This is a genomic window from Nonomuraea recticatena (assembly GCF_039533245.1).
In the GTDB taxonomy this organism is placed as follows: domain Bacteria; phylum Actinomycetota; class Actinomycetes; order Streptosporangiales; family Streptosporangiaceae; genus Nonomuraea; species Nonomuraea roseola.
Genome location: NZ_BAAATE010000006.1, coordinates 312881 through 335361, shown reverse-complemented (window position 1 = coordinate 335361; position 22481 = coordinate 312881). Strand labels below are relative to the sequence as shown.

The 22481-nt window shown below is 71.0% G+C and carries 21 protein-coding genes and 1 riboswitch; of the genes, 10 read left to right on the top strand and 11 right to left on the bottom strand.

Annotated elements, in window-relative coordinates; all coding sequences use genetic code 11:
• Window positions 1–7 precede the first annotated feature (7 nt).
• Window positions 8–1000: an ABC transporter permease gene (locus ABFX50_RS15585; protein WP_346146977.1), complete on the bottom strand. Its 993-nt coding sequence runs from the start codon at window positions 998–1000 to the stop codon at window positions 8–10.
• A 223-nt stretch (window positions 1001–1223) separates the two neighbouring features.
• On the opposite strand from ABFX50_RS15585, the gene ABFX50_RS15580 reads away from it, so the two are divergent.
• The 7 genes from ABFX50_RS15580 to ABFX50_RS15550 all read left to right on the top strand — a co-directional run bounded on the left by ABFX50_RS15580 (window position 1224) and on the right by ABFX50_RS15550 (window position 6998).
• Window positions 1224–2033, top strand: a complete 810-nt coding sequence (locus ABFX50_RS15580; protein ID WP_346146975.1) for an oxygenase MpaB family protein — start codon at window positions 1224–1226, stop codon at window positions 2031–2033.
• Between the two features lie 215 nt (window positions 2034–2248).
• Window positions 2249–2379: riboswitch (FMN riboswitch) on the top strand.
• A gap of 103 nt (window positions 2380–2482) precedes the next feature.
• Window positions 2483–3625 (top strand): bifunctional diaminohydroxyphosphoribosylaminopyrimidine deaminase/5-amino-6-(5-phosphoribosylamino)uracil reductase RibD, encoded by a 1143-nt coding sequence (gene ribD, locus ABFX50_RS15575; RefSeq protein WP_346146973.1) that lies wholly within the window; start codon window positions 2483–2485, stop codon window positions 3623–3625.
• A complete protein-coding gene (locus tag ABFX50_RS15570) occupies window positions 3625–4215 on the top strand; it encodes a riboflavin synthase (RefSeq protein WP_346146971.1) in 591 nt (196 codons plus the stop codon). The genes ribD and ABFX50_RS15570 overlap by 1 nt, the downstream gene beginning before the upstream one ends.
• The gene (pnuC, locus tag ABFX50_RS15565) at window positions 4212–4835 is read left to right on the top strand and encodes a nicotinamide riboside transporter PnuC (protein WP_346146969.1); all 624 of its coding nucleotides are present in this window, start codon (window positions 4212–4214) and stop codon (window positions 4833–4835) included. The genes ABFX50_RS15570 and pnuC overlap by 4 nt, the downstream gene beginning before the upstream one ends.
• Entirely contained in the window at window positions 4832–6037 is a 1206-nt protein-coding gene (locus ABFX50_RS15560; RefSeq protein WP_346146967.1) for a bifunctional 3,4-dihydroxy-2-butanone-4-phosphate synthase/GTP cyclohydrolase II, read from the top strand. Before pnuC ends, ABFX50_RS15560 begins: the two co-directional genes overlap by 4 nt.
• Window positions 6034–6501, top strand: coding sequence for a 6,7-dimethyl-8-ribityllumazine synthase (ribH, locus tag ABFX50_RS15555; RefSeq protein ID WP_183659016.1), 468 nt, complete (start codon window positions 6034–6036; stop codon window positions 6499–6501). The genes ABFX50_RS15560 and ribH overlap by 4 nt, the downstream gene beginning before the upstream one ends.
• 47 nt (window positions 6502–6548) lie before the next feature.
• A complete protein-coding gene (locus ABFX50_RS15550; RefSeq protein WP_183659018.1) occupies window positions 6549–6998 on the top strand; it encodes a PH domain-containing protein in 450 nt (149 codons plus the stop codon).
• Between the two features lies 1 nt (window position 6999).
• Here the strand turns inward: ABFX50_RS15550 and ABFX50_RS15545 are convergent, their stop codons facing one another.
• The 4 genes from ABFX50_RS15545 to ABFX50_RS15535 all read right to left on the bottom strand — a co-directional run bounded on the left by ABFX50_RS15545 (window position 7000) and on the right by ABFX50_RS15535 (window position 12087).
• The gene (locus ABFX50_RS15545; RefSeq protein WP_346146965.1) at window positions 7000–8124 is read right to left on the bottom strand and encodes a hypothetical protein; all 1125 of its coding nucleotides are present in this window, start codon (window positions 8122–8124) and stop codon (window positions 7000–7002) included.
• Between the two features lie 182 nt (window positions 8125–8306).
• Window positions 8307–9596: a dicarboxylate/amino acid:cation symporter gene (locus tag ABFX50_RS15540; RefSeq protein WP_183659022.1), complete on the bottom strand. Its 1290-nt coding sequence runs from the start codon at window positions 9594–9596 to the stop codon at window positions 8307–8309.
• 95 nt (window positions 9597–9691) lie between these two features.
• Window positions 9692–9754 carry a putative leader peptide gene (locus tag ABFX50_RS51325; protein WP_350655493.1) on the bottom strand — a complete coding sequence of 21 codons (63 nt, stop codon included), beginning with the start codon at window positions 9752–9754 and terminating at the stop codon, window positions 9692–9694.
• 95 nt (window positions 9755–9849) lie between these two features.
• Window positions 9850–12087, bottom strand: a complete 2238-nt coding sequence (locus tag ABFX50_RS15535; RefSeq protein ID WP_346146964.1) for a glycosyltransferase family 4 protein — start codon at window positions 12085–12087, stop codon at window positions 9850–9852.
• A 258-nt stretch (window positions 12088–12345) separates the two neighbouring features.
• Between ABFX50_RS15535 and ABFX50_RS15530 the strand changes: the two genes are divergently transcribed.
• Window positions 12346–13695 (top strand): PIG-L family deacetylase, encoded by a 1350-nt coding sequence (locus tag ABFX50_RS15530; RefSeq protein ID WP_346146962.1) that lies wholly within the window; start codon window positions 12346–12348, stop codon window positions 13693–13695.
• On the opposite strand, the gene ABFX50_RS15525 is transcribed toward ABFX50_RS15530, so the two are convergent.
• A complete protein-coding gene (locus tag ABFX50_RS15525) occupies window positions 13676–14716 on the bottom strand; it encodes an LLM class F420-dependent oxidoreductase (protein WP_346146960.1) in 1041 nt (346 codons plus the stop codon). The two genes, ABFX50_RS15530 and ABFX50_RS15525, sit on opposite strands and share 20 nt — an antisense overlap.
• A 104-nt stretch (window positions 14717–14820) precedes the next feature.
• Between ABFX50_RS15525 and ABFX50_RS15520 the strand changes: the two genes are divergently transcribed.
• Window positions 14821–15708: an endonuclease/exonuclease/phosphatase family protein gene (locus tag ABFX50_RS15520; RefSeq protein WP_346146958.1), complete on the top strand. Its 888-nt coding sequence runs from the start codon at window positions 14821–14823 to the stop codon at window positions 15706–15708.
• Between the two features lie 89 nt (window positions 15709–15797).
• Here ABFX50_RS15520 and ABFX50_RS15515 read toward each other — a convergent pair whose 3' ends face one another.
• From ABFX50_RS15515 to ABFX50_RS15495, 5 genes are all read right to left on the bottom strand, one after another.
• Entirely contained in the window at window positions 15798–16364 is a 567-nt protein-coding gene (locus ABFX50_RS15515) for a nucleotidyltransferase family protein (protein WP_183659030.1), read from the bottom strand.
• Window positions 16364–17452 (bottom strand): XdhC family protein, encoded by a 1089-nt coding sequence (locus tag ABFX50_RS15510; protein WP_346146956.1) that lies wholly within the window; start codon window positions 17450–17452, stop codon window positions 16364–16366. The genes ABFX50_RS15515 and ABFX50_RS15510 overlap by 1 nt, the downstream gene beginning before the upstream one ends.
• A complete protein-coding gene (locus tag ABFX50_RS15505) occupies window positions 17433–18512 on the bottom strand; it encodes a vWA domain-containing protein (RefSeq protein ID WP_346146954.1) in 1080 nt (359 codons plus the stop codon). The genes ABFX50_RS15510 and ABFX50_RS15505 overlap by 20 nt, the downstream gene beginning before the upstream one ends.
• Window positions 18505–19371 (bottom strand): AAA family ATPase, encoded by an 867-nt coding sequence (locus tag ABFX50_RS15500; RefSeq protein WP_346146953.1) that lies wholly within the window; start codon window positions 19369–19371, stop codon window positions 18505–18507. Before ABFX50_RS15500 ends, ABFX50_RS15505 begins: the two co-directional genes overlap by 8 nt.
• Window positions 19372–19588: 217 nt before the next feature.
• Complete coding sequence (locus tag ABFX50_RS15495) at window positions 19589–21301, bottom strand: glycoside hydrolase family 9 protein (RefSeq protein WP_346146951.1); 1713 nt, start codon at window positions 21299–21301, stop codon at window positions 19589–19591.
• Between the two features lie 132 nt (window positions 21302–21433).
• On the opposite strand from ABFX50_RS15495, the gene ABFX50_RS15490 reads away from it, so the two are divergent.
• Complete coding sequence (locus ABFX50_RS15490) at window positions 21434–22465, top strand: M24 family metallopeptidase (RefSeq protein WP_346146950.1); 1032 nt, start codon at window positions 21434–21436, stop codon at window positions 22463–22465.
• Window positions 22466–22481: the final 16 nt, after the last annotated feature.

The following is a 22481-nucleotide window of genomic DNA, read 5'->3' as shown; positions in this document are numbered from 1 at the left end:
GACTCTCCTATCGTTTGATCTTCGGGTCGAAGGCGTCCCTGACGGAGTCGCCGAGCAGGTTGAACGCGATGACGAAGACCAGCAGGGCGACACCGGGGAAGACGAGGTAGGTGATGTCGTTCTGGTAGACCTCGGTGCCGCGCAGGAACATCCGCCCCCAGTCGGGGATCGGCTCGATCATGCCGACGCCGAGGAAGGACAGCGCCGCCTCCGCCGTCACCAGGGCGGGCAGCAGCAGCGTCGACTGGATGAGGATCGGGGTCCAGAGGTTCGGCAGCAGCTCCTTGAACACGACTCTGGCGGGGGAGGCGCCGGTCACCCTGGCGGCCTCGACGAACTCACGCTCCCTCAGCGTCAGCACCTGGCCGCGCAGCAGCCTGGCCAGCCCCGCCCAGCCGAAGGCGCTCAGCACGATCACCAGCGTGACGGCGCGCAGCCACACGGGCGTCTGCTCGTCGGGCCTGACGAACAGGTTCTCCACCACGGGCATGAACGCGATCGTGAACAGCACCGCGGGGAAGGACAGCACGATGTCGATCACCCGGCCGATCAGCGAGTCGACCCGCCCTCCCGCGTAGCCGGCCACGATGCCGAGCACCACGCCGAGCAGGGAGGTGAGCACTGTGGCCACGACCGCGATCAGCAGGGAGGTCCTGATGCCGTAGACGAGCTGGGTGAACACGTCGCGGCCGAGGCCGGGCTCGATGCCGAACCAGAATTGCGAGCTCACCCCTCCGTTGGCCCCCACGGGATAGCCGAAGTCGTTCAGCAGTCCCGGATTCTCCTGGCCGTAGAGCGTGTAGGGATCTTTTCCGTAGACCATGGAAATGACCGGCGCGAGAATGGCGACGAGGAAGAAGAACAGCACGATCACGGCGGCCCCGACCCCGGCCCTGTCGCGCTTGAAACGCAGCCACATGAGCTGGCCGGGCGAGCGCCCGACGGCTTCGGGCAGCGGGGTCACGGCGGTCGCGTCCAGCGTGGAGGTCGGGATCGTCATGGGGGCTGCTCCCGTGTCTGTCGTGCCTTGCTCGCACGTTCGCAGCCGCGGGACCGTCAATTCAATGCGCGTTCCTTGCCGATTCTGTCGCGCGATTCCGACGTGTTCGTCGACTGATCCGAGTGACAATCGGCGGCGTGTGGCCTGGATCGGTCACCAGATCGCGACACGAACTCCACGAATTCCGGACATGGGTCCATGGTTGTGGGGTAATTGATTACTTATGGAGGATCACGGGCTGTTCGGGCCGCACTCGGTGACCTGGCGGGTGATGGGGGAGCCCATCCTGCTGGTGGGCGGCTTCCGCGCTCTGCTCATGCAGGGCCTGCACCCCAGGGCGATGCGCGGAGTGCTGCAGAACTCCGCGCTCATGGACCCCGCCGAGGCGTGGTCGCGCTTCCAGCGCACGACCGAGTTCGTCAGGGTGCGCACCTACGGCTCGCAGGCCGAGGTGGCCCGGGCGGGAGCCAGGGTCAGGAAGATCCACGCCACGCTGACCGCGCTCGATCCCGACACCGGCGAGCGATTCCGTCTCGACGAGCCTGAGGCGCTGCGCTGGGTGCACGTCGGCGAGGTCGACTCCTACCTGTCGGTCGCCCGTAGGGCGGGCATCGGCCTGTCGCACGCCGACGCCGACCGGTTCGTGGCCGAGTGGCGCGCGGCGGCCGAGGTCGTCGGCCTCTCGCCGTCGGAGGTGCCGGGGTCGGTGGCCGAGATGCGCGACTACATCGAGGCGCAGCGCCCTGGGCTGCGGTTCGTGCCCGAGGCCTCCCATCCGCTGCGGCTGTCGCTCAACGCGCCGCTGCCGTTCTACCTCGCGCCGGTCAAGGCCGCGCTGCCCGCGCTCACCCTGCTCGCCTTCGCGACGCTGCCCCGGTGGGCGCGCCGCCTGTACGGGCTGCCCGCCACCCCGGTGGGCGACCTGTGGGCCACGGCGTCGCTGCGGGCGCTGCACGCGGGGCTGGGCTTCGTGCCCGCCCAGGTGCGCTACGCCCCCGACGTCCGCAGGGCGCGCCGCATCATGGCCGCCTGATCCTCCCCCCCGGTACGGCACGCACGGCAGCGCGCCTCCGCCCGGCACGTGGATCCGTCCTCCGAAGGGACGCTCCTCGTGCGATGACGGCCGGCCGCCCGAACGGCGAAACCGCTCACCTGCGAAAACGCAACAACCAAGCGCTCGTTCAAAAATTTCACCGGGGGTGGTCGCGTCCGGCTTTTCGGGCATGGCAAACTGGTAGCGAACAGAGCTAGCGTGCTCCGGGGTCGGTGAAAGTCCGAACCGGCGGTGACAGTCCGCGACCCGGCCGATGCCATCGGCCGGTTGACTCGGTGAAATTCCGGGACCGACGGTGAAAGTCCGGATGGGAGGAAGCGCGCGGGTGTCCGGTGTCCAGCCGGGCGCCTCTGTGGTGCGTTTGCCGCACCCTGTCATCCCCGGGGCCCGCCGTAGCTGCAAGCTACTGGCGAGTAGGAGGTCCGGGGGTGGACGAACCCAGCCCGGCCGGTGCCGTACCGGATGGCGACGCCCTGCACATGGCGAGGGCGATCAGACTGGCCGCGCTCGGCCGGGGCACCACCAGTCCCAACCCCGTCGTCGGCTGCGTCGTCGTCGACGCGGCGGGAGCGCACGCGGGCGAGGGCTTCCACGCCTACGCGGGCGGCCCGCACGCCGAGGTCGTGGCGCTGAGCGAGGCGGGCGAGCGGGCCAGAGGCGGCACCGCCTACGTCACCCTCGAGCCCTGCGACCACACCGGCCGCACGGGGCCCTGTTCGCAGGCCCTGCTGGAGGCGGGCGTCGCGAGGGTGGTGGTGGCCGTCCTCGACCCCAATCCCGAGGCCGCGGGCGGGATGAGCAGGCTGCGCGCCCACGGCGTGCGCGTCGACAGCGGCCTGATGGCCGAGGAGGCCGAGCGCGGCAACGCCGAGTGGCTCACCTTCGTCCGGCTCGGCAGGCCGCACGTGACGTGGAAGTTCGCCGCCACCCTCGACGGCAGGTCGGCGGCGCAGGACGGCACCAGCCAGTGGATCACCTCCCCCGAGGCCAGGGCCGACGTGCACAGGCTGCGCGCCGAGTCCGACGCCGTCGTCGCGGGGATCGGCACCGTCCTGGCCGACGACCCCCGGCTGACCGCCCGCCCGGACCCCCGGCAGTCCTTCCACCAGAGTCCCCATCCGGCCACCCCGCGCCGGGCGCCGTTGCGGGTGGTGGTCGACTCCGAGGCCAGGACCCCGCCCGGCGCCAGGGTGCTGTCGTCCGAGGCCCCCACCCTCATCGCCATCGCCGACGACGCCAAGACCGACCTGCAGGCACCCCTCCTGCGCCTGCCCAGAGCCCACCCGGACGGCCTCGACCTGCACGCGCTGCTGACCGAGCTCGCCAGGCGGCAGATCGTCAGCGTGTTCCTGGAAGGCGGACCGGCCCTCGCGGGTTCCTTCCTGAGGGAAGGGCTGGTCGACCGCGTCGTCGCCTACCTGGCTCCGGCGCTCCTCGGATCGGGGGCCGCCGCGCTGGGACCGGCGGGGGTGCGGACGATCACCGACACCCACCGGCTGGTCTTCGAGGATGTAACCCCCATCGGGACGGACCTGCGGATCACCGCCCGCCCCGCGAGTGAGGAGAGCTGATGTTCACCGGAATAGTGGAAGAGCTGGGCGAGATCGTCTCGCTCGAACCCCACGGCGAGGCCGCCAGGCTGGCCGTGCGCGGCAAGGTCGTCACCTCCGACGCCAAGCACGGCGACTCGATCGCCGTCAACGGCGTCTGCCTGACCGTCGTCGACGTCGAGGACGAGGTGTTCACCGTCGACGTGATGCGGGAGACCCTGAACAGGAGCTCGCTCAAGAGCGCGCAGGCGGGCGCGCGGGTCAACCTGGAGCGGGCCGTACGGGCCGACCAGCGCCTGGGCGGGCACATCGTGCAGGGCCACGTGGACGGCACGGCGGCCCTGCTCTCGCGTGAGCCGGGCGAGCTGTGGGACGACGTGCGCTTCTCCCTGCCGCGTGAGCTGAACCGCTACGTGGCAGAGAAGGGCTCGATCGCGGTCGACGGGATCAGCCTCACCGTGACCAGCGTGGACGAGGACAGTTTCGGCGTGAGCCTGATCCCCACGACGCTCGAGCTCACCACGCTGGGCGCCAGGCGGCAGGGCGACCTGGTCAACCTCGAGGTGGACGTGATCGCGAAGTACGTGGAGAAGCTGGTGGTGACCAAGTGAACGGCGACTTCACCGTCTTCGGCACGCCGGTCTTCTGGACCGACCTCATCGGCAACGTCGCCGCGCTCGCGACGGTCGTGCTGGCGATGCGCAGGTCGGTGTGGACGTGGCCGGTGCAGCTGACGGGCGCGGTGCTGCTGTTCATCGCCTCCGTCAACGCGCACATCACCGGCAACGCGCTCAAGCAGGTGCTCTTCGGCGCCCTGGCCGTCTACGGCTGGTACAAGTGGACGCACGGCAGGCGCGACGACGGCGGCCTCGCCGTCAGGCCCGCGACGGGCAGGGAGCGCACCGCGCTGATCGGCGCCATGGTGGTCGGCACCGTCGTGATCGCATTGCTGTTCACGTGGCTCAACTCCCTGGGCCTGCACATCTCGTGGGCGCCGTGGCCGGACGCCTACATCTTCGTCGGCTCGGCGGTGGCCACCTTCGCGCAGGGCAGGGCGCTGCTCGACTTCTGGTGGATCTGGGTGCTCGTCGACCTCGTGGGCGTGCCGCTGGCCTTCACCTCGGGCCTGGTGGTCTCGGGCGTCGTCTACGCCGTCTTCCTCGTGCTGGTCATCCTCGGCTTCCGCAGCTGGCTGAAGCAGTACCGCTCCACCGCGGCGGTGCCGGCATGAGCGACATCACGCTCGACTCGGTCGAACGGGCCATCCACGACATCCGCGAGGGCAGGCCCGTCGTGGTCGTCGACGACGAGAACCGCGAGAACGAGGGCGACATCATCTTCGCCGCGGCCAGGGCCACGCCCGAGCTGCTCACCTTCACCATCCGCCACACCAGCGGGGTGATCTGCGTGCCGATGGAGGGGCGCGAGCTCGACAGGCTCGGCCTGCCGCTCATGGTGTTCCAGAACAAGGAGCGCATGCGCACCGCGTACACGATCAGCGTGGACGCCCGCGACGGCGTGACCACCGGCATCTCGGCCGCCGACCGCGCCAGGACCATCCGCACGCTGGCCGACTCGGCCACCGAGCCCCAGGAGCTGGTCAGGCCGGGCCACATCTTCCCGCTGCGCTACCACGAGGGCGGGGTGCTGGCCAGGAGGGGCCACACCGAGGCCGCCGTCGACCTGGCCCGCCTGGCGGGCCTGAGCCCCGCGGGCGTGCTCGCCGAGATCGTCAACGACGACGGCACCATGGCCAGGCTGCCCGAGCTGCGGGAGTTCGCCGACAAGCATGATCTCGCGCTGATCTCCATCGAGCAGCTCGTCGACCACAGGCGGCGCACCGAGAGCATGGTCACGAGGGTCGCCGAGACCAGGCTGCCCAACGTCTACGGGCTCTGGCAGGCGTACGGCTACGCCAGCGCCCTCGACGGCGGCGAGCACGTCGCGCTGGTGCTCGGCGAGCTGGGCGACGGCGAGAACGTCCTGGTGCGGGCCCACTCCGAGTGCCTGACGGGCGACGTGTTCGGCTCGCTGCGCTGCGACTGCGGCGTGCAGCTGGAGAACGCCATGGAGGCGATCGCCGAGGAGGGCCGCGGCGTGATCGTCTACCTGCGGGGCCACGAGGGCAGGGGCATCGGCCTGCTGGCCAAGCTCAAGGCCTACAGCCTGCAGGACAACGGAAGCGACACCGTCGACGCCAACCTGGAGCTCGGCCTGCCCGTGGACGCGAGAGAGTTCTCCAACGCAGGGCAGATCCTGGCCGACCTCGGCGTGAAGTCGGTCAGACTGCTCACCAACAACCCGGCCAAGCTGCGCGGCATGGACGGCTACGGCATCAAGGTGCTGGGCCGCGAGCCGATGCCGGTGGCGGCCAACCCGCACAACGAGGCCTACCTGAAGGCCAAGAGAGAGCGATTGGGGCACCAGCTGTGAGCGGAGCGGGCAGGCCCGCGGCGACGGTGGTCGACGCGACAGGGCTCAGCGTGGGGATCGTGGCGGCCAGCTGGCACGGGAAGATCACCGACCAGCTGGTGGCGAGGGCCGTCCAGGCCGCGCAGGACAGCGGCGCGGACGCCACCGTGGTGCGCGTCGCGGGCTCGCTGGAGATCCCGGTGATCGCCCAGGCCATGGCCAGGAGGCACGACGCGGTGGTGGCGCTCGGCGCGGTGATCCGCGGCGAGACCGCGCACTTCGACTACGTGTGCGACTCGGTCACTGCGGGGCTGACCAGGATCTCGCTGGACGAGGAGACCCCCGTCGGCAATGGGGTGCTCACCTGTGAAACCCTTGACCAGGCGATCGCCAGGAGCGGGCTGCCCGGCAGCGTCGAGGACAAGGGATACGAGTCCACGGTCGCGGCGATGGAGACGGCGCTGCTCCTGCGAGGACTGCGATAGTTTTCACTTGATCAAGACAACACCCACCGACACAGCGAGAAGCCGACATGCCTGAGCCCGTGAGTCCTCCGCCCCTGCCCCTGACCTGGCGGCCGCGGAGGGGGAGATGGGTGGCCTACGGCTTCGCGGGGTTCATCGTGCTCGGCGCGATCGTGATGGCGATCTTCATCTCGGAGCCCTTCCAGCTCCCCGACAAGATCATGATCGTGGCCTTCGGGTGCGGGGTGGCGTGGGTGCTGCACCTGCTCGGCAGGGTCAGGGTCGAGGCCGACGAGCAGGGCATCACCGTGGTCAACGCGTTGCGCACCCACCGCTACACCTGGCCTGAGGTGCTCGACGTCACGCTGCTCGAGAGCGACCCGTGGCCGAAGATCGACTTCTCCGACGGGCTGACGGTGGGCGCGATGGGCATCCAGGGCAGCGAGAAGGCCCGCGCCCGCCGCGCCACCGCCGAGCTGGCGGCGTTGATCAAGGCCAAGGGCGAGGCGGGGGAGTAGGTCAGTCCAGCGCCCAGGCCCGCTCGGCCGCCAGCACCCTGGCGACCTCGGGAGGAAGCGCGTCACGCACCTCCACGACGCCGTTCTCCTCGCGCAGCACGGTCACGATCCCCGTCACGAGCCTGCGCCGCCGCAGCACGTCGAGCGCCCGCACCTCGCGCTCGGCGGTGAGGGTCTCGGGAGCGGACGAGGCCAAGGCGGGTGGCCGGGAGGCGAGTTCGTCCTGGGCGGGTCCGTCCGGGGCGGCGTCCTGAGCGGTGGGCTCGGCGTCGATCGGGGCGCGCTCTGCGAGCGTGGCCTCCTGCGGCTCCTCGATCGGACGCCACTGCCACAGCCGGTAGCTGAGCCCTGGAGAGGGCCGCTCGCCCAGCTCGCCCGAGGCCAGCTGGAAGGTCGGCAGCCCGTCGGGGTTGAGGCGCCTGGCGCCGGCCACCGAGCTGCGTAGCTCGTTCAGGTAGCGGCGGCGGTTGCCCTCGTCGGTGTCGAGCAGCCAGGTGGGCGGCCTGGTCAGCAGCCGGGGACGAAGGTCGCCGAGCAGCTCGGCCAGCCTGACCTCGTGCTCGTGGTCGAGCGGCCACTCCTCCTCGCCCTTGGCGGGAGAGGCGGGGGCGGGCTGCTCGCCCGAGCCGGGCACCCTGATCGAGACCCAGTCGCCGGCCGCGGAGCGGGTCTCCACGGCCTCCTGCGGCTTGGCCTCGGCCTCGACGCCGTCGGGACGAAGGTGCTGGGCGGGGTCGAAGACGTCCTTGATCGGCCAGAAGCGCAGCAGACGCTCGGCGTTGTGGGCGTACAGGTGCAGGCCGTACTCGAAGAAGGCCGGACCGATCAGCACGCTGCGGCCCGAGCCGGCGAACATGTACGGCGTGACCGCGACGACCCCGGTCTCGGCGACGCAGCTGGCGTCGGCGACGAGCTTGCCGTGTCCCTCCCATGGGGGCGGCTCGCCGTCCCACACCTCCACCCTCACGCGGCTGTGCTCGGCGCTGGCGTAGAGGTAGACCTGCCGGTCGAGCTCGGCCAGGTGGACCCGGTTGTGCACGCCTTGAAGCCCGCTCACGCCGCGAAGCAGGAACTGCCCATAGGTGATGGGGACCTCGTCGTCCAAGGTGTCCAGCAGGTGGGCCATGCGCGTACTCCGGATTTTTACAGATATGGGTCGGACGAATGTATCGGAATTCGGCCTGTTTGGTCCGGATGGAGAGCCCCTCCCAGGGTCACAGATCGGCACGCAAGCAGTGGATCTTCCCCTGACACGCGTGTGGGCGGGGAGCAGTCACGGCTCCCCGCCCACACGCGTGATGGAAAGGATCAGGCAGGCGTCGGCTCAGGCGCCCGGTTCACGCGCACCGGGGGCGCCTCGTCGAGCGGCTGCGGCGGGGCGTTGAGCACCGCCTCGTCGAGCCTGCCCTCGCCGCGGGCGACGAGCACCGGCACCACGATCTGCCCCGCCACGTTGGTCGCGGTGCGGATCATGTCGAGGATCGGGTCGATCGCCAGCAGCAGGCCGACGCCCTCGAGCGGCAGGCCCAGCGTGCTCAGCGTCAGCGTGAGCATGACGATCGCGCCCGTCAGGCCGGCGGTCGCGGCCGAGCCGACCACCGAGACGAAGGCGATCAGCAGGTACTCGCCGATGCCCAGCGGGATGTCGAAGACCTGCGCCACGAAGATCGCGGCCAGCGCCGGGTAGATCGAGGCGCAGCCGTCCATCTTGGTCGTCGCGCCGAACGGCACGGCGAAGGAGGCGTAGTCGCGGTCGACGCCCAGACGCTCGACGGTGACCTTCTGCGTCAGCGGCAGCGTGCCGACCGACGAGCGGGAGACGAAGGCCAGCTCGATCGCGGGCCACGCGTTGCGGAAGAAGGTGATCGGGTTGACCTTGGCGACCACGGCCAGCAGCGTCGGGTAGACGGCCAGCAGGACGATGAAGCAACCCACGTAGACGCCGAGGCTGAACTTGGCCAGCGGCGCGAGCAGGTCCCAGCCGTAGGTGGCCACGGACTTGCCGATCAGGCCCGCGGTGCCGATGGGGGCCAGGCGGATGACCCACCACAGCGCCTTCTGGACCAGCTCGAGGATCGAACGGCTGAAGGTGAGGAACGGCTCGGCCTTCTCGCCGATCGCCATGGCCGCCGCGCCGAGGACGACTCCCAGGAAGACGATCTGGAGGACGTTGAGCTCGGTGAACGCCGTGACGATGTTGGTCGGGATGATGCCGGTGAGGAAGTCGACCCAGGTGCCGACGCTCTCGGGCGCCTTGGCGCCCTCGGTCGCCAGCGTGACGCCCCTGCCGGGGTTGAGGATGAGGCCGAGGCCGATGCCGACGATGACGGCGATCAGCCCGGTGGCCAGGAACCACAGCAGCGTCTTGCCGGCCAGCCTGGCCGCGCCGTTGACGTTGCGCAGGTTGGCCACGCTGACCACCACGGCGGTGAACACCAGCGGAGGCACGGCCAGCTTGAGCAGCTGGACGAAGATCTTTCCGACTTCGGTCAGTGTCGTCGCCAGCCAGGCGAGGTCCCAGAGGCGGGCCGCGAAGCCGAGGGCGACGCCCACGACCAGGCCCAGCAGCAACTGCAGGGAGAACGAGAATCTCTTCACGATGAGGAGGGCTCCGTACTACGGCATGCCGAAAGAAGGCATGCGGAAGGGGGGTGGGTGAGGGGATGGGCGATCGAGCGCTCGTCAGAGCGCGATCAGCGACACAGGGAGCCGGTCAGACGACAGAGATCGATGTGCAGCCGCTCAACGAGCCACACAGACAGGACAGAAAACCTCACGAAATCAGTAAACCGTAGTGAAACGGACAGTATTCCGATCTTACATGTGATCTGCCTCACAGATCACCGCTCTGTCAGACCGCGCTCTCGTCCTCGACAGGGGGAGGGGTGACGCGAACGGAGAGCTCGTTGCCCGCCGTGTAGAACGGACGGATGAGGGCGTCCTCCACCTGCTGATGGGGGTAGCGCTCCACCCCCTTGCGCTCGGCGATGTCGTCGCAGAACCGGCCGAGTCGGATCGGCTCGCCCTCCTGGCCCTCCTCGCCGGGGCGCAGATAGAGGTCCCACACCTCGTGGGAGTGGCTGCGCGCCTCCAACAGCCGCTGGTAGGGCACCGAGCAGCTGAAGCGGCCGTCGAGGTGCGACTGGGCCCGCAGGGCGATCCGCGCGCCAGGCACGTCGTCCTGGTCGAGTGAAGAGGCCGCCTCCTCGCCCTGGTCGAGGAGTGGAGCAGTCTCCTCGCCCTGGTCGAGGGAGGGAGCCGTCTCCTCGTCCTGGTCGAGGGAGGGAGCCGTGAGCTCGTCCTGGTCGAGGGATGCAGCCGCGCGACGCGCGACGCGCCGTACGGCCAGCAGGGTCAGGGCCGGTCGCCCCTCGGGCAGGTTGATCAGCAGCCCGTGGACGGTGAGCCCGGTGGAGGCGGACACCACGTCGGTCACCTCGGCGTGCATCGTCCTGGCGCGCACGGCCAGCGACAGCTCGCCGGTGTCGGTGGCGTAGGGCGTCCAGGTCTCCAGCGGCCTGCGCAGGTCGGGGAAGGCGTTGACCAGGGCGCGGCTGTCGCACAGCCCCGCGGCCAGCCGCCTGCGCCGCTTGCCGGGCCTGACCTGGTAGACGTCCCAGCGTCCCTCGGCCAGCCTGTGCGCCCCGCGGTCGAGCCGCGCCTCCATCGCCCCGTCCTCGGCCGGCACGAGCGGCAGCTCGATCGTGGTCGCCGTGCCGCGGTGCCGCAGCGCCAGCGCCTTCGTGGCGAGGGCGCCGGTGGCCCACGGCTCCCTGATGAGCCGGATGGTCAGGCCGCCGTCCTGGCGCACGAGGCAGTGCGTGGTGACGGGCGCCTGCGCCGCCAGCGGCTGGTCGGCCGCTTTCCGCGGCACCAGTGACCGCGCGCCCGCGATCGTTCTCGCGCCCAGATCCCTGAGACGGGCGAGCCCCCTCATCCGGCGCGCCGGCATGTGCTCGGCGTACAGCCGCTCGTAGCGCAGTGCGATCTCGGCGGGATCGAAGCGCTGCGCGTTGCGCAGCGCCGCGGCGCCCATCGCGTGGCGCAGCGGCTCGTCCTCGATCAACCGCAGCAGCGCGTCGGCCAGGGCGGACGGCGTGGCCTCGGACACCAGCAGCCCGTCGGTGCCGTGGCTGATGATCTCGCCGGGGCCGTAGGGGCAGTCGACGCTGACGACGGGGACCCCGCAGCGCATGGCCTCCACGATGGTCATGCCGAAGGACTCGAGCTGGGACGACACCGCGGCGATGGAGCCCTTGGCCCACTCGGTCTCGATGGGGGAGCGGGGGCCCATCATCAGGGCGCGGCCGTTCAACCCGAGATCGTCGATCACCTGCTGGAGGTGAGGGGCCTCCGGGCCCTTGCCGTACAGGCGCAGCCTCCAGTCGGGGCGCTCGGCGGCCACCTTGGCGAAGGCCTCGATCAGCAGCGGGTAGCGCTTGACCGTGATCAGCCGCCCCGCGGCGACGATCGTCTTGGTGTCGAGGGTGGAAGGCCCCACCTTCGGCTGGGGGACGCTGTTGGGTATCGACACGACGGCCGTGTCCGCGAAGGGCATCTTCGTCCTGTACACCTCGGCGTCGCCCTCGGAGACGGTCACGAGCACGTCGAGGTCGGGGCAGAGCTCGCGCAGGTCCGCCCGCAGCCTCTGGCTGTGGCCGTTGTGGATCCAGTGCTCCTGGCCGACCTTCAGGTAGCGGCGGGTGCCGTACTTGGCCAGGTAGGCGATCAGGGCCGGCCTGGTCGCGATGACCATGTCGGCGTCGCACTCGGCCAGGTAGGCCGCCATGCGCTGGTCGGTCAGCAGGGAGCAGTGGTGGTGGCCCCTGGTGTCGCCCCTGGCGGCGTCCTCCGAAGGCTGGGCCTGCCGTGGGTCGTCTCCGGCGAAGTCGGGGGAGCTCTCGCGCAGATCGACCAGGTCGCGCACCCTGACGCGGGCGTCGATGTCGAACGAAGGCTGGTCGGCGGTCCTCAGGATGCTGACGACCTCCACCTCGTGCCGCTCGGCCAGCGCCGCGGTGAGGTTGACGGTGGAACGGATCGTCCCGCCGATGCCGTACAGGTTCTGGATCAGAAAGACGATCTTCATCGGTTCTCCGTCACCACGAAGGGAATGACCTGGTGTGCTGCTAGCCGTTCCGCGCCGGACTCCGGATGATGCGACGGCTCGCCAAGCGTGCCCGCCTTCGGCGGCGGCGCGACGCGCGCCAGGCAACGCATGGGGTGTTGTTGGCGGGGATTTGACGCGCGGCGTGCCGCCGTCCGAGGGCCGCCACGCGCTGTAAGATCTTCGCAACGGAACGGAAAGGTGCCAGGTCAGCTGCGGAAAGAGCGGCAATCTAGCGTCGTGAAAAGAGCCGTGACCGCGCTGTTGAGTTGCTTGGGCCTGATGGGCGCCCTCACCGTGGCGCCCGCCGCCGTGGGGGGCGCGAGGGTGTCGTGCGCGCGCACGACACTCGTGTCCGTCGCGCATCAGGACGACGACCTGCTCTTCGTCAACCCCGATCTCAGCCGCGACTACGACAGGGGCGCCTGCCTGCGCGTGGTCTACCTGACCGCGGGCGACGCGGGGCAGACGGGCGACTACGTCCGCAGCAGGGAGAACGGGGTCCGCGCGGCCTACGCCGTCATGGCGGAGGCGTCGAACACGTGGAAGAGGTCCGACCTGCGAGCGGGCGGGCGCAGACTGCGCGCCTACTCCCTCGTCAAGCCCCCCGAGGGTCGCGGCGACATCCAGCTGATCTTCATGGGCCTGCCCGACGGCTTTCCCAAGGGAGGCGGAACCCCGGCGTACGGCAGGGAGAGCCTGCTCAAGCTGTTCCGCGGCGGCCACGGCCGGTTGACCACCGTGGACGGCTCAGCCCGCTACGACGAAAGGACCCTGATAGCCGCGTTGCGCGGGCTGATCCAGCGCTTCAGGCCCGACGTCATCCGCACGCTCGACCACCACAGCACCCGCCTCGGCTACAGCACCACCCAGTCGGTCGACCACAGCGACCACGCCGTGACCGCCCGCTACACGCTGCTCGCCGCGCGCCACGCCATGGCCGCCACGCCGGGTCTGCGGCCCGAGCTCGCCTTCTACCGGACGTACGGCATCTCGTCGCTGCCCGCCAATCTCACTCTCGACGAGCACACCCGCAAGAGGACGATCTTCGAGGCATACGTGGTGCAGGTGACCTGCGGACCCGGCGGCTGCGCGACCGCGCCGCCCAGGATGGGGGCAACCGAGAGCGCCTGGGTGGCCAGGCAGTACCGGCGGCAGGATCCCGCGCCTGTCGAGGACACGATCGTGTCGTGGGCGGGCTCCACCAGCGCGCCGAACGACGACTCGGCCACCGCGCGCTGCCTGGCCGTCCGCGAAGGGCCCTCGGCGAGGGACGTCGTGCGGACCTACGCCTGCGACGGCACCCGCGCGCAGAGCTGGTACACCAGGGGGGCCACCTTGCGCAGCGCCATGGACGGACGCTGCCTGACGGCCGCAGGCCGTGTGCCCAGGGTGGCCGCCTGCGACGGGAGCAGGCGGCAGCGCTGGAGCCTCACCAACGCCGGCCAGGTGAGCACCGCGAGAGGCTGCCTGCGCCAGGACGACCTGCTCCGCCTGCGTGCCAGGCTCAGAGTGGTCGCCTGCGACAGGCGAGAGCCGGGGCAGCGGTGGTTCCACGCAGTGGGACGGGCTAGGCCGCCAGCTCCTTGACCTTCTCCAGGAGCCTGATGCGCTCCTCGTGGGTACGGCCGAGCGGCGTGACGTTGAGCGTGGTGACGCCCGACTCCCTCATCGCCTGCACCCGGTCGCGCACGAACCCCTCGGAGCCGATGAGCGACATCTTCTCCAGCAGTTCCTGGGGAACCAGCGCCTCGGCCTCCTTCTTGCTGCCCGCGAGGTAAAGCTCCTGGATCTGCTCGGCCTCTTTCTCGTAGCCGTAGCGACAGGCCAGCTCGTTGTAGAAGTTCTTGCCCTTGGCGCCCATGCCGCCGATGTAGAGCGCGGCCATCGATCTGCCGAGCTCCAGCAGCCCCGCGCCCTCCTCTCCGATGTAGAGCGCGGCCTGCGCGATGACGTCGAGCTCGCCCAGCGACGCGTCGCGCTTGGCCTTGCCGGCCGCCAGCAAGGGGCCCCAGACGTCGGCGGCCTTCTCCGGCATGTAGAAGATCGGCTCCCAGCCCTCGGCGATCTCGGCGGTGAGCTCGACGTTCTTCGGGCCGATGGCGGCCACCACGATCGGGATGCGCGAGCGCACGGGGTGGTTGATCAGCTTGAGCGGCTTGCCGAGCCCCGTGCCCTTGTCGGCCGGCAGCGGCAACGTGTAGTGCTTGCCCTCGTAGGTGACGCGCTCGCGCTCCCAGACCTTGCGGCAGATCTCGATGACCTCGCGCGTACGGCCCAGCGGAGCGGTGTAGGGCACGCCGTGGAAGCCCTCGATCACCTGCGGGCCCGAGGCGCCGAGGCCCAGCGTGAAGCGCCCGTCGGAGACGTAGTCCATGCCCGCGGCCGTCATGGCCAGCAGGGTGGGCGTGCGCGAGTAGATCGGCAGGATGCCGGAGGCGATCTCCAGCCGTTCGGTCCTGGCCGCGATGTAGCCCATCTGGCTCACGGCGTCGAAGGAGTAGGCCTCGGCCACGAAGACGATGTCGAGCCCGGCCTTCTCGTAGTCGGCCAGCTCGGCGACCGTCTCCTTGAAGCCCCCTGAGTAGTTGAGCGCCATCCCGATCCGCATGCCGAACTCCCTAGTAACCGAACTATGTTCGGCCTCAGGTTAGCGCCTCGCGTGTCGCTCGGCGACCGCCTACCCTGGTCAACTCAGGGGGCGAGAGGAGCGGCGTGCTGAAGCGTGCGGTGATCGCGGGGGCGATCGTCCTGGCGGCGATTCTGGCGGGACACCGTCTGATTCCCGCGCTGGGTGGGTTCACCCCCATCATGGAGAGTCTGTTGCCCTGGCTGGGGCTCGCGATACCGGTGCTGCTGCTCCTGGCGCTGCTGGCGCGCTCGGCGGTGGCCGCCGTGGCGGTCCTGCTCCCCGCCCTGGTGTGGGGCGTGATGTTCGGTCCCGACGTGCTGCGCTCCTCCCCTGGAGGGGCCAGCGACCTGTCGGTGGCCACGGTCAACGTGGGCGTGCGCAACAACTCCTCGGGCTCGGCGGTGCGGGCCATCGCCGAGGGCCTCGACATGGTCGCCGCGCAGGAGCTCACACCCGGAGGGCCCGCCGCCAAGGCGCTCAACAAGATCTTCAAGTTCCACCGGAACGTCAGCACGGTCGGGCTGTGGAGCAGGTTCCCGCTGTCCGAACCCGACTACTTCGACGTCGGCCTCGGCTGGGAGCGCGCCCTGCGCACGGTGGCCAAGACCCCCGAGGGCGACGTCACCGTCTACGTGATGCACCTGGCCTCCGCCCGTCCCGGGCACACCGCGACCCGCGACAGGACACTGGCGGAGGCGCGCAAGCTCATCGAGGCCGACAAGAGCGAGCGCATCCTGCTGCTCGGAGACCTCAACACCGCCACCTACGACAGGGGCCTCAGCAACCTCACCCCGCCGCTGCTCAACGCGCAGGAGGAGGTGGGGGAGGGGTTCGGGTTCACCTGGCCGTCGAGCTTCCCGATCACCAGGCCCGACCACATCCTCTACAAGGGGCTGAAGCCCACCCGCGCCGGAGTGGCCCCCGCGACGGGCAGCGACCACCGCGCCGCGACGGCCTCCTTCCGCCTCTGACCCGGCCCGCCCCGGCCCGCCTCCGATGACCTGGCGCGCCTCCGATGACCTGGCGCGCCCCTGACCCGGCGCGCCCTGACCCGCCCCGGTCAGCCGGGGGCCTCGCCGGTCACCAGACGGGCCAGGTCCTCGGGCGTGTCGATGTCGCGAGGGTCGCCGGGCACCTCCACCTCGGTGACCAGCTCGGGGTGGGCCTTCAGGAACGGTCTGGCCCCGACGTCGCCCACCGCCAGCTCCGCCACCCGCTCGACGTGCCGCCTGGCGATCAGCACCGGGTTGCGGCGGCGCCCGCCGTACGTGGCGACGGCGAGCTCGGCCCCGCTGTCGATCAGCGCCCGCACCGCGGCGGGCTCGACGAACGGCTGGTCCACCAGCGCGACCACCACCGCCGTGGCGTCGGAGGGCAGCGCGGCCAGGCCCACGCGCAGCGAGGAGCCCATGCCGTCACGCCAGGAGGGGTTGCGCACCACCACCGCGCCGCGCACCTGCACGGTCGCCGCGCCCAGCACGACGATCACCGGGTGGCAGCCGCCCTCGTGCAGCAGCCGCACGCCCCTGTCGACCAGCCGTTCGCCCTCGTACTCCAGCAGCGCCTTGGGCCTGCCGAGGCGCGCCCCGCGCCCGGCCGCCAGGAGCAGCCCCACCACCTGTGTCATCAGACCTCCCCGTGGATGCGCCCGCCGGTTTCGCTCAGCGGGCGACCGCTCCCACCCCAGCGCAGCTGGATCAGCTCCGCCATCACCGACACGGCGGTCTCCTCGGGCGTGCGCGAGCCCAGGTCGAGCCCGATGGGCGAGCGCAGCCGGCTCAGCTCCCGCTCGCTCAGGCCCACCTCCCGCAGCCTGGCCAGTCTGTCCTCGTGCGTACGGCGCGAGCCCATCGCCCCGACGTAGCCCGCGGGGGTGCGCAGCGCCACCTCCAGCAGCGGCACGTCGAACTTCGGGTCGTGGGTGAGCACGCAGATCACCGTCCGCTCGTCGACCTGGATGGAGGCCAGGTAGTCGTGCGGCCACCTGACCACCACCTCGTCGGCCTCGGGGAAGCGCTTGGCGGTGGCGAAGACGGGCCTGGCGTCGCAGACGGTGACGTGGTAGCCGAGGAACTTGCCCATGCGCGCGACGGCGGCGGCGAAGTCGATGGCGCCGAAGACCAGCATGCGCGGCGGCGGCGCGAACGACTGCACGAAGACCGACAGGTCGTCCAGGCGGCGCTCGCCGTGCCGGCCGTAGTGCCTGATCCCGGTCAGGCCCTGGGCCAGCATGCCGCGCACGTCGTCGTCCACCGCCTCGTCCAGCCGCTCGACGCCGAGCGAGCCCGAGGCGCGGCCTGGCCAGATCACCCTGCGCGCGCCGATGACGCCGGGGCCCGCCACGACCGTCGCGACGGCCACAGGCTCGTGCGCCCTGACGGAGGCGAAGATCTCACCCATCTCGGGATAGGACTCGATCGAGATCGGCTCGACGAGGATGTCGATGGTGCCGCCGCAGGTCAGCCCCACGGAGAAGGCGTCGTCGTCGCTGACGCCGTACCTCTGGAGCACGGGGGTCTCGATCTCGGAGGCCAGCTCGAAGACCGCGCCCTCGACGCAGCCGCCCGAGACGCTGCCCACGACCTCGTCGCCGCGCACCGCCATGGCCGCGCCAGGAGGCCTGGGCGCGCTGGAGAAGGTTCGCACCACCGTCGCCAGGCCGAAGCGCAGCCCGGACTCCCACCACCGCATGATCTCAGGCAGGACGTCGCGCATCTGAAAGCCTCTCGGAGAGTTCCTCGAAGGCGGCCAGGCTGTGGCCTGCCACCAGGTCGTCGATGAACGGCAGCGCCGCGCGCATCCCCCCGGTGAGCGGCTGGTAGTCCTCGTGTCCCTTGTGCGGGTTGACCCAGATGACCCGCCGCGCCTGGCGGGCCAGCCGCGCCATCTGCTCGCCGAGCAGCGCGGGGTCGCCGCGCTCCCAGCCGTCGGAGGCGACGACCACGATGGCGCCGCGCACGCTGGTCCTGTTCAGCAGCTCGCGCAGCTCCTCGCCGAGCCGGGTGCCCCCGCTCCAGTCGGGGATCGCCTTGGAGACCTCGGCGAGCGCGGTGCCGGGGTCGCGGTGGCGCAGCTCGACGCTGATCGGCGTGAGCCTGGTGCCGATCGAGTAGACCCGCGTGGCCCTGGGCTCGGTCCTGGCCATGGCGTGCGCGAAGCGCAGCACCGTCTCGGCGTAGGGGGCCATCGAGCCGCTGACGTCCACCAGCAGCACCACCTTGCGCGGCCTGGTGGTCCGGTCGCGGTGGCGCAGGCGCGCGACGTCGCCCTTCCTGAGCGCCTCACGGACGGTCCTGCGCTGGTCGAGCCTGCCCCTGCGGGAGGGCACGAGCCTGCGTGAGAGCCGCCGCTCCCTGCGGGCGCGCAGCAGGGCCAGCATGCGGTGCACCTCGGCGCGCTCGGCCTCGCTCAGCGCCGCCACGTCCCTCTGGCGCAGCACCTCGAGGGGGCTGGCGGTGGCGAGAACCGCCTCCTGGCCCCGCTCGCCCTCTCCCTCGCCGCCTGCCAGGTGCCTGGTGACCGTCGCGGCTCTCCTCAGGCCCCGCACGGCCCGCATGCCGCCGAAGTAGGCGGCGAAGCAGCGGTCGTAGCGGGGCAGGTCGTCGGGCGTGGCGCACAGGGTGAGGCGGCCTGCCCAGTAGACGTCCTCGCGACGGGCCACGTCGAGGTGGCCGAGGGCCTTCAGCAGGTTCTGGGTGCGCTCGTGGTCGGCCCCCACCCCTGCGGCCCGCAGCGTGCGGGCGAACCCGGTCATGGTGGCTGCCAGGTCACGCACGGCCCAGGACCCCGCTGCCGAGTACCTTCTCCACGTCCTCCCTGTACTTCAGCGCCGCGCCGAGCGTGACGGCGGCCAGACCCGGATCGAGGTCGCGGGCGCCGAGCGTGAGCAGGGCCTCGGTCCAGTCGAGTGTCTCGGCGATGCCGGGCGGCTTGACCAGGCCGTGCTCGCGCAGCCGCGCGGCCGTACTCGCCACCTGGCGGGCCAGCGCCTCGGTGCACTCGGGCAGCCTGCGCAGCAGGATGGCCACCTCCCGCTCGAAGCTCGGATGCTCGAGCCAGTGGTAGAGGCAGCGGCGCTTGAGCGCGTCGTGGACCTCGCGGGTGCGGTTGGAGGTGACGACCACGACAGGCGGCGTGCGCGCGCTGATCGTGCCGAGCTCGGGCACGGAGATCGTGAAGTCCGACAGCACCTCGAGCAGGAACGCCTCGAACTCGTCGTCGGCCCTGTCGATCTCGTCCACCAGCAGCACCGCGGGATCGGTCTCGATCGCCCTGAGCAGCGGGCGCGCGATGAGGAAGCGGCGGTCGTAGATCTCGCCCTCCAGCCTGCCCGCGTCGGTGATCCCCGCCGCCTCCGCCGCCTTGAGGTGGAGCAGCTGGCGGGCGAAGTCCCAGTCGTAGAGCGCCTGGGCGGCGTCGAGTCCCTCGTAGCACTGCAGGCGGATCAGCGGGGCGTCGAGCAGCAGGGCCATGGTTTTGGCCAGCTCGGTCTTGCCGACCCCCGCCTCGCCCTCGAGGAACAGTGGCCGTCCCATCCTGAGGGCGAGGAAGGCGGCCGTCGACAGCCCCTCGTCGGCGAGGTAGGCGTGCTGGTCGAGCAGGTCGGCCAGTTTCGCGGGCGACTCGATGTCCATTGCCTTGATTGTCCGCCGCAGCACCCCTTCAGGCTACGGCCGAGCGTGAATTCGGGACACGCGCCACGAGGACGAGCAGGTCCACGCCACGCTGAGCGCCCTGCCCGAGGCCGGGCCTCAGGCAGCTACCCGGTCGTCTCCCACGGCGTGCACCGACCGCGAGGTCGACCAGTACGGCGGGGCCGGCAGGAAGCGCCGGCCCCGCCGTACGGGCGGGTCAGTCCCTGGCCATCAGGGTGAGCGCGTAGAGCGCGATCGCGGCGAAGTCGTCGGCGGGCTCGGAGGCCTGCCACGACCGCACGTCGTCGACGAACCTGCTGCCGCGCCCGGTGAACTGCTCGTAGCGGTCCACGCCGTCGGCGGGGCACTTGGCCATCTCCTCGAAGTGGCCGCCGAGCCCGTCGTCGAACAGCGAGGCCGCGTTGGGCCCGTTGACCACGGCGCCGGTCGCGGGCCTGCCCGTCAGGTTGGCGATCTGGTAGTGCGGGCAGGCGATCGAGTTGTCGCCGACGCCCTGGACGAAGGAGACGCCCCACGGGTTGGCGCCGAAGGCCCACCCCCGCTGCTGGGTGCCGAAGGCGTCGTAGGAGCGGTCACCCGTCACCGACCTGTAGAGCCTGGAGGTGGCGGCCAGGCCGAAGGCGTGCGGCACCGAGTCGAACTGGTCGTAGCGCGCTCCCGCCCTGAACGGGTCCTTCGCGGCGCGGGAGGCGCCGATCTCCAGCTGCGCCTTCAGGTCGGCGGCCAGGGCGTCCTTCATGGCCGCCCCCGCCCTGATCAGGTCGGCGTGGGCCAGGGCGCTCACGTCGTAGAGGTTCAGGGTGTCGCCGGTGTCGTTGGCGATGTACTCCTCCGCCCAGTGGGAGGCCTGCGCCAGCCACTGCGCCGCCCTGGGGTCGCCGAGGCGCTGGGCGGCCAGCGCCAGCTCGGCGCCGCCCAGCTCCATGTCGTCGCGCCAGACGCTCTCGGGGTAGAAGGCGTGCGGCAGGGAGGTGACCAGCGGGCCGACGTCCGTGGTCTTCGCCATGGCGTAGATCTCCGCGGCCTGGTCGAGCCATGCCCGCGCCTTGCGCCTGTCGGGCTCGACCTGGGCGGCCAGCGCGAAGGCCGCCGCCGTACGGCCGGCGAGATTGGGGCTGATCGGCTCGCCGGGCGGGGCGGCCCTGAAGACAGGGCGGTTACGGATGTACTTCTCCTTCGAGGAGTCGTCGCTCTCGGGCAGGCGCCATATGTCGTGGTCGCCGACGAAGGTGCCCTCGGCGTTGCCCGCGCCGACGCCCACCTGGATGTAGAGGGTCCTGGACTTCCCGTCCCACATCTTGTCCAGGTATTTCAGGCCGTGCTCGGCCTCGGACCGCAGACGTGGGTCGGCGACCGGCCCTCCGTCCCTCCTTGCCGCCCACATCAGCGTGTCGACGTAGGCCAGGATGTGGGTGAACTTCAGGTAGTCGCCCGCGTCGAACCAGCCGCCCTCGACGTCGACGGGGCCGCCGACCTTTGTCAGCTCGCCCTTGATCTGGTCGGTGTCGGGCCCGGTGAAGACGGGCCAGTCGTAGACGTCGGCCGCCTTGTCCGTGGAGTGCCGCCTGCCGCCGTCGCGCTGGCCGCCGAAGAACGTCACGATCTTGGAGGCGGGCAGCGCCAGCAGGGGAGAGGGGGCGATCGCGAACTCGGCGGAGGTGAGGCCGCCCGACTTGATCCGGTAGCTGCCCGGACGCTTCAGGCCGGTCAGGTCGAGGTCGTAGACGTGGGCGTAGGCGGCGTTCCACGCGCCGAGGTCGCGGCCCGCCGTGCCCTTCAGCACCGGCCTGCCCCTGCTGTCCACCACCGTGAAGGCGGCGGGCTTGCCGCTGGTCATGAGGTAGGCGTGCTTGGCCTCGCCCGGCGCGAAGCCGACCTGGTCGACGCGGATGTGGCCACTCGGTTGCATGGCTGGCGCTCCTGTGAGGGCGAGGGCGAGGGCTAAGACGATCCGCATCGGCTGCTCCACGAGTTAGTAAACCTTCCTAACCTTCAAGGGGACCGTAGCCGCCTGCCGCGAACGTGGTCAATACTTGGTGAAATGCCCATGGATTTCGCCCGGCGCAGGGCCGCCCTCGCCGCGTTGCCGCACGGCGTCGACGCCGTCCTCGTGACCAACCCGGTCAACGTCCGCTACCTCACCGGGCTCGACAGCTCCAACGCCGCCGTCCTGGTCAGGGCGGACGGCTCGGCGCGCCTGGCCACCGACTCCCGCTACATCGACAAGACGCGCGAGCTCGACGTCGAGGTCGTGGAGGCCACCGACGTCGCGGGCGAGCTGGCCGCGAAGGGCGTCGGCATCGAGGCGGGGCACATGACCGTGGCGGTCTACAACCGGCTGGGCGACGGCCTGGTCGCGCTGGAGCCCCTCGTCGAGCGACTGCGCATGGTCAAGGACGAGGAGGAGATCGAGCTGCTGCGCACCGCTTGCGCCATCTCCGACCAGGCCTTCGCCGACATCCAGGACAGGATCAGGCCGGGCGTGACCGAGCGCGAGGTCGCCCGCGTGCTGGAGGCCCGCATGGTCGAGCTCGGCGCCGACAGGCCCGCCTTCGAGTCCATCGTGGCCGCCGGCGAGAACGGCGCCGTCCCGCACCACGCGCCGACCGACCGCGAGCTGCGCGCGGGCGACCTGGTCACCCTCGACTTCGGCGCCCTCTACAAGGGCTACCACGCCGACATGACCCGCACCGTCGCCCTCGGCCACGTCGACGGCTGGCAGCGGGAGGTCTACGACCTCGTCCGCGAGGCCCAGCGGGCCGGACGCGAGGCCGTGCGACCGGGCGGAGGGGCGGGCGACGTCGACGCCGCCTCCAGGTCGATGATCGCCGAGGCGGGACACGCCGAGCACTTCCGCCACGGCCTGGGACACGGCGTCGGCCTGGAGATCCACGAGGAGCCGTTCCTGGGTCCTTCGCGGACCGGTAGACTAGAGGATCGAGTTCCGATCACCGTCGAGCCGGGGGTGTACCTTCCGGGCCGGGGTGGGGTCCGCATCGAGGACACGCTCGTGACGCGTGAAGGCGGATCGGAACTCCTCACGAAGACGACCAAGGAGCTGCTCGTCCTGTAGAGCGGCCGCATCCGGG

What these genes read in the sequence shown, in the direction of transcription:
- ABFX50_RS15585 (WP_346146977.1), bottom strand. Translation starts at nt 1,000, where the DNA reads ATGACGATCCCGACCTCCACGCTGGACGCGACCGCCGTGACCCCGCTG.
- ABFX50_RS15580 (WP_346146975.1), top strand. Translation starts at nt 1,224, where the DNA reads ATGGAGGATCACGGGCTGTTCGGGCCGCACTCGGTGACCTGGCGGGTG.
- ABFX50_RS15570 (WP_346146971.1), top strand. Translation starts at nt 3,625, where the DNA reads ATGTTCACCGGAATAGTGGAAGAGCTGGGCGAGATCGTCTCGCTCGAA.
- ABFX50_RS15560 (WP_346146967.1), top strand. Translation starts at nt 4,832, where the DNA reads ATGAGCGACATCACGCTCGACTCGGTCGAACGGGCCATCCACGACATC.
- ABFX50_RS15550 (WP_183659018.1), top strand. Translation starts at nt 6,549, where the DNA reads ATGCCTGAGCCCGTGAGTCCTCCGCCCCTGCCCCTGACCTGGCGGCCG.
- ABFX50_RS15545 (WP_346146965.1), bottom strand. Translation starts at nt 8,124, where the DNA reads ATGGCCCACCTGCTGGACACCTTGGACGACGAGGTCCCCATCACCTAT.
- ABFX50_RS15535 (WP_346146964.1), bottom strand. Translation starts at nt 12,087, where the DNA reads ATGAAGATCGTCTTTCTGATCCAGAACCTGTACGGCATCGGCGGGACG.
- ABFX50_RS15525 (WP_346146960.1), bottom strand. Translation starts at nt 14,716, where the DNA reads ATGCGGATCGGGATGGCGCTCAACTACTCAGGGGGCTTCAAGGAGACG.
- ABFX50_RS15515 (WP_183659030.1), bottom strand. Translation starts at nt 16,364, where the DNA reads ATGACACAGGTGGTGGGGCTGCTCCTGGCGGCCGGGCGCGGGGCGCGC.
- ABFX50_RS15510 (WP_346146956.1), bottom strand. Translation starts at nt 17,452, where the DNA reads ATGCGCGACGTCCTGCCTGAGATCATGCGGTGGTGGGAGTCCGGGCTG.
- ABFX50_RS15500 (WP_346146953.1), bottom strand. Translation starts at nt 19,371, where the DNA reads ATGGACATCGAGTCGCCCGCGAAACTGGCCGACCTGCTCGACCAGCAC.
- ABFX50_RS15495 (WP_346146951.1), bottom strand. Translation starts at nt 21,301, where the DNA reads ATGCAACCGAGTGGCCACATCCGCGTCGACCAGGTCGGCTTCGCGCCG.
- ABFX50_RS15490 (WP_346146950.1), top strand. Translation starts at nt 21,434, where the DNA reads ATGCCCATGGATTTCGCCCGGCGCAGGGCCGCCCTCGCCGCGTTGCCG.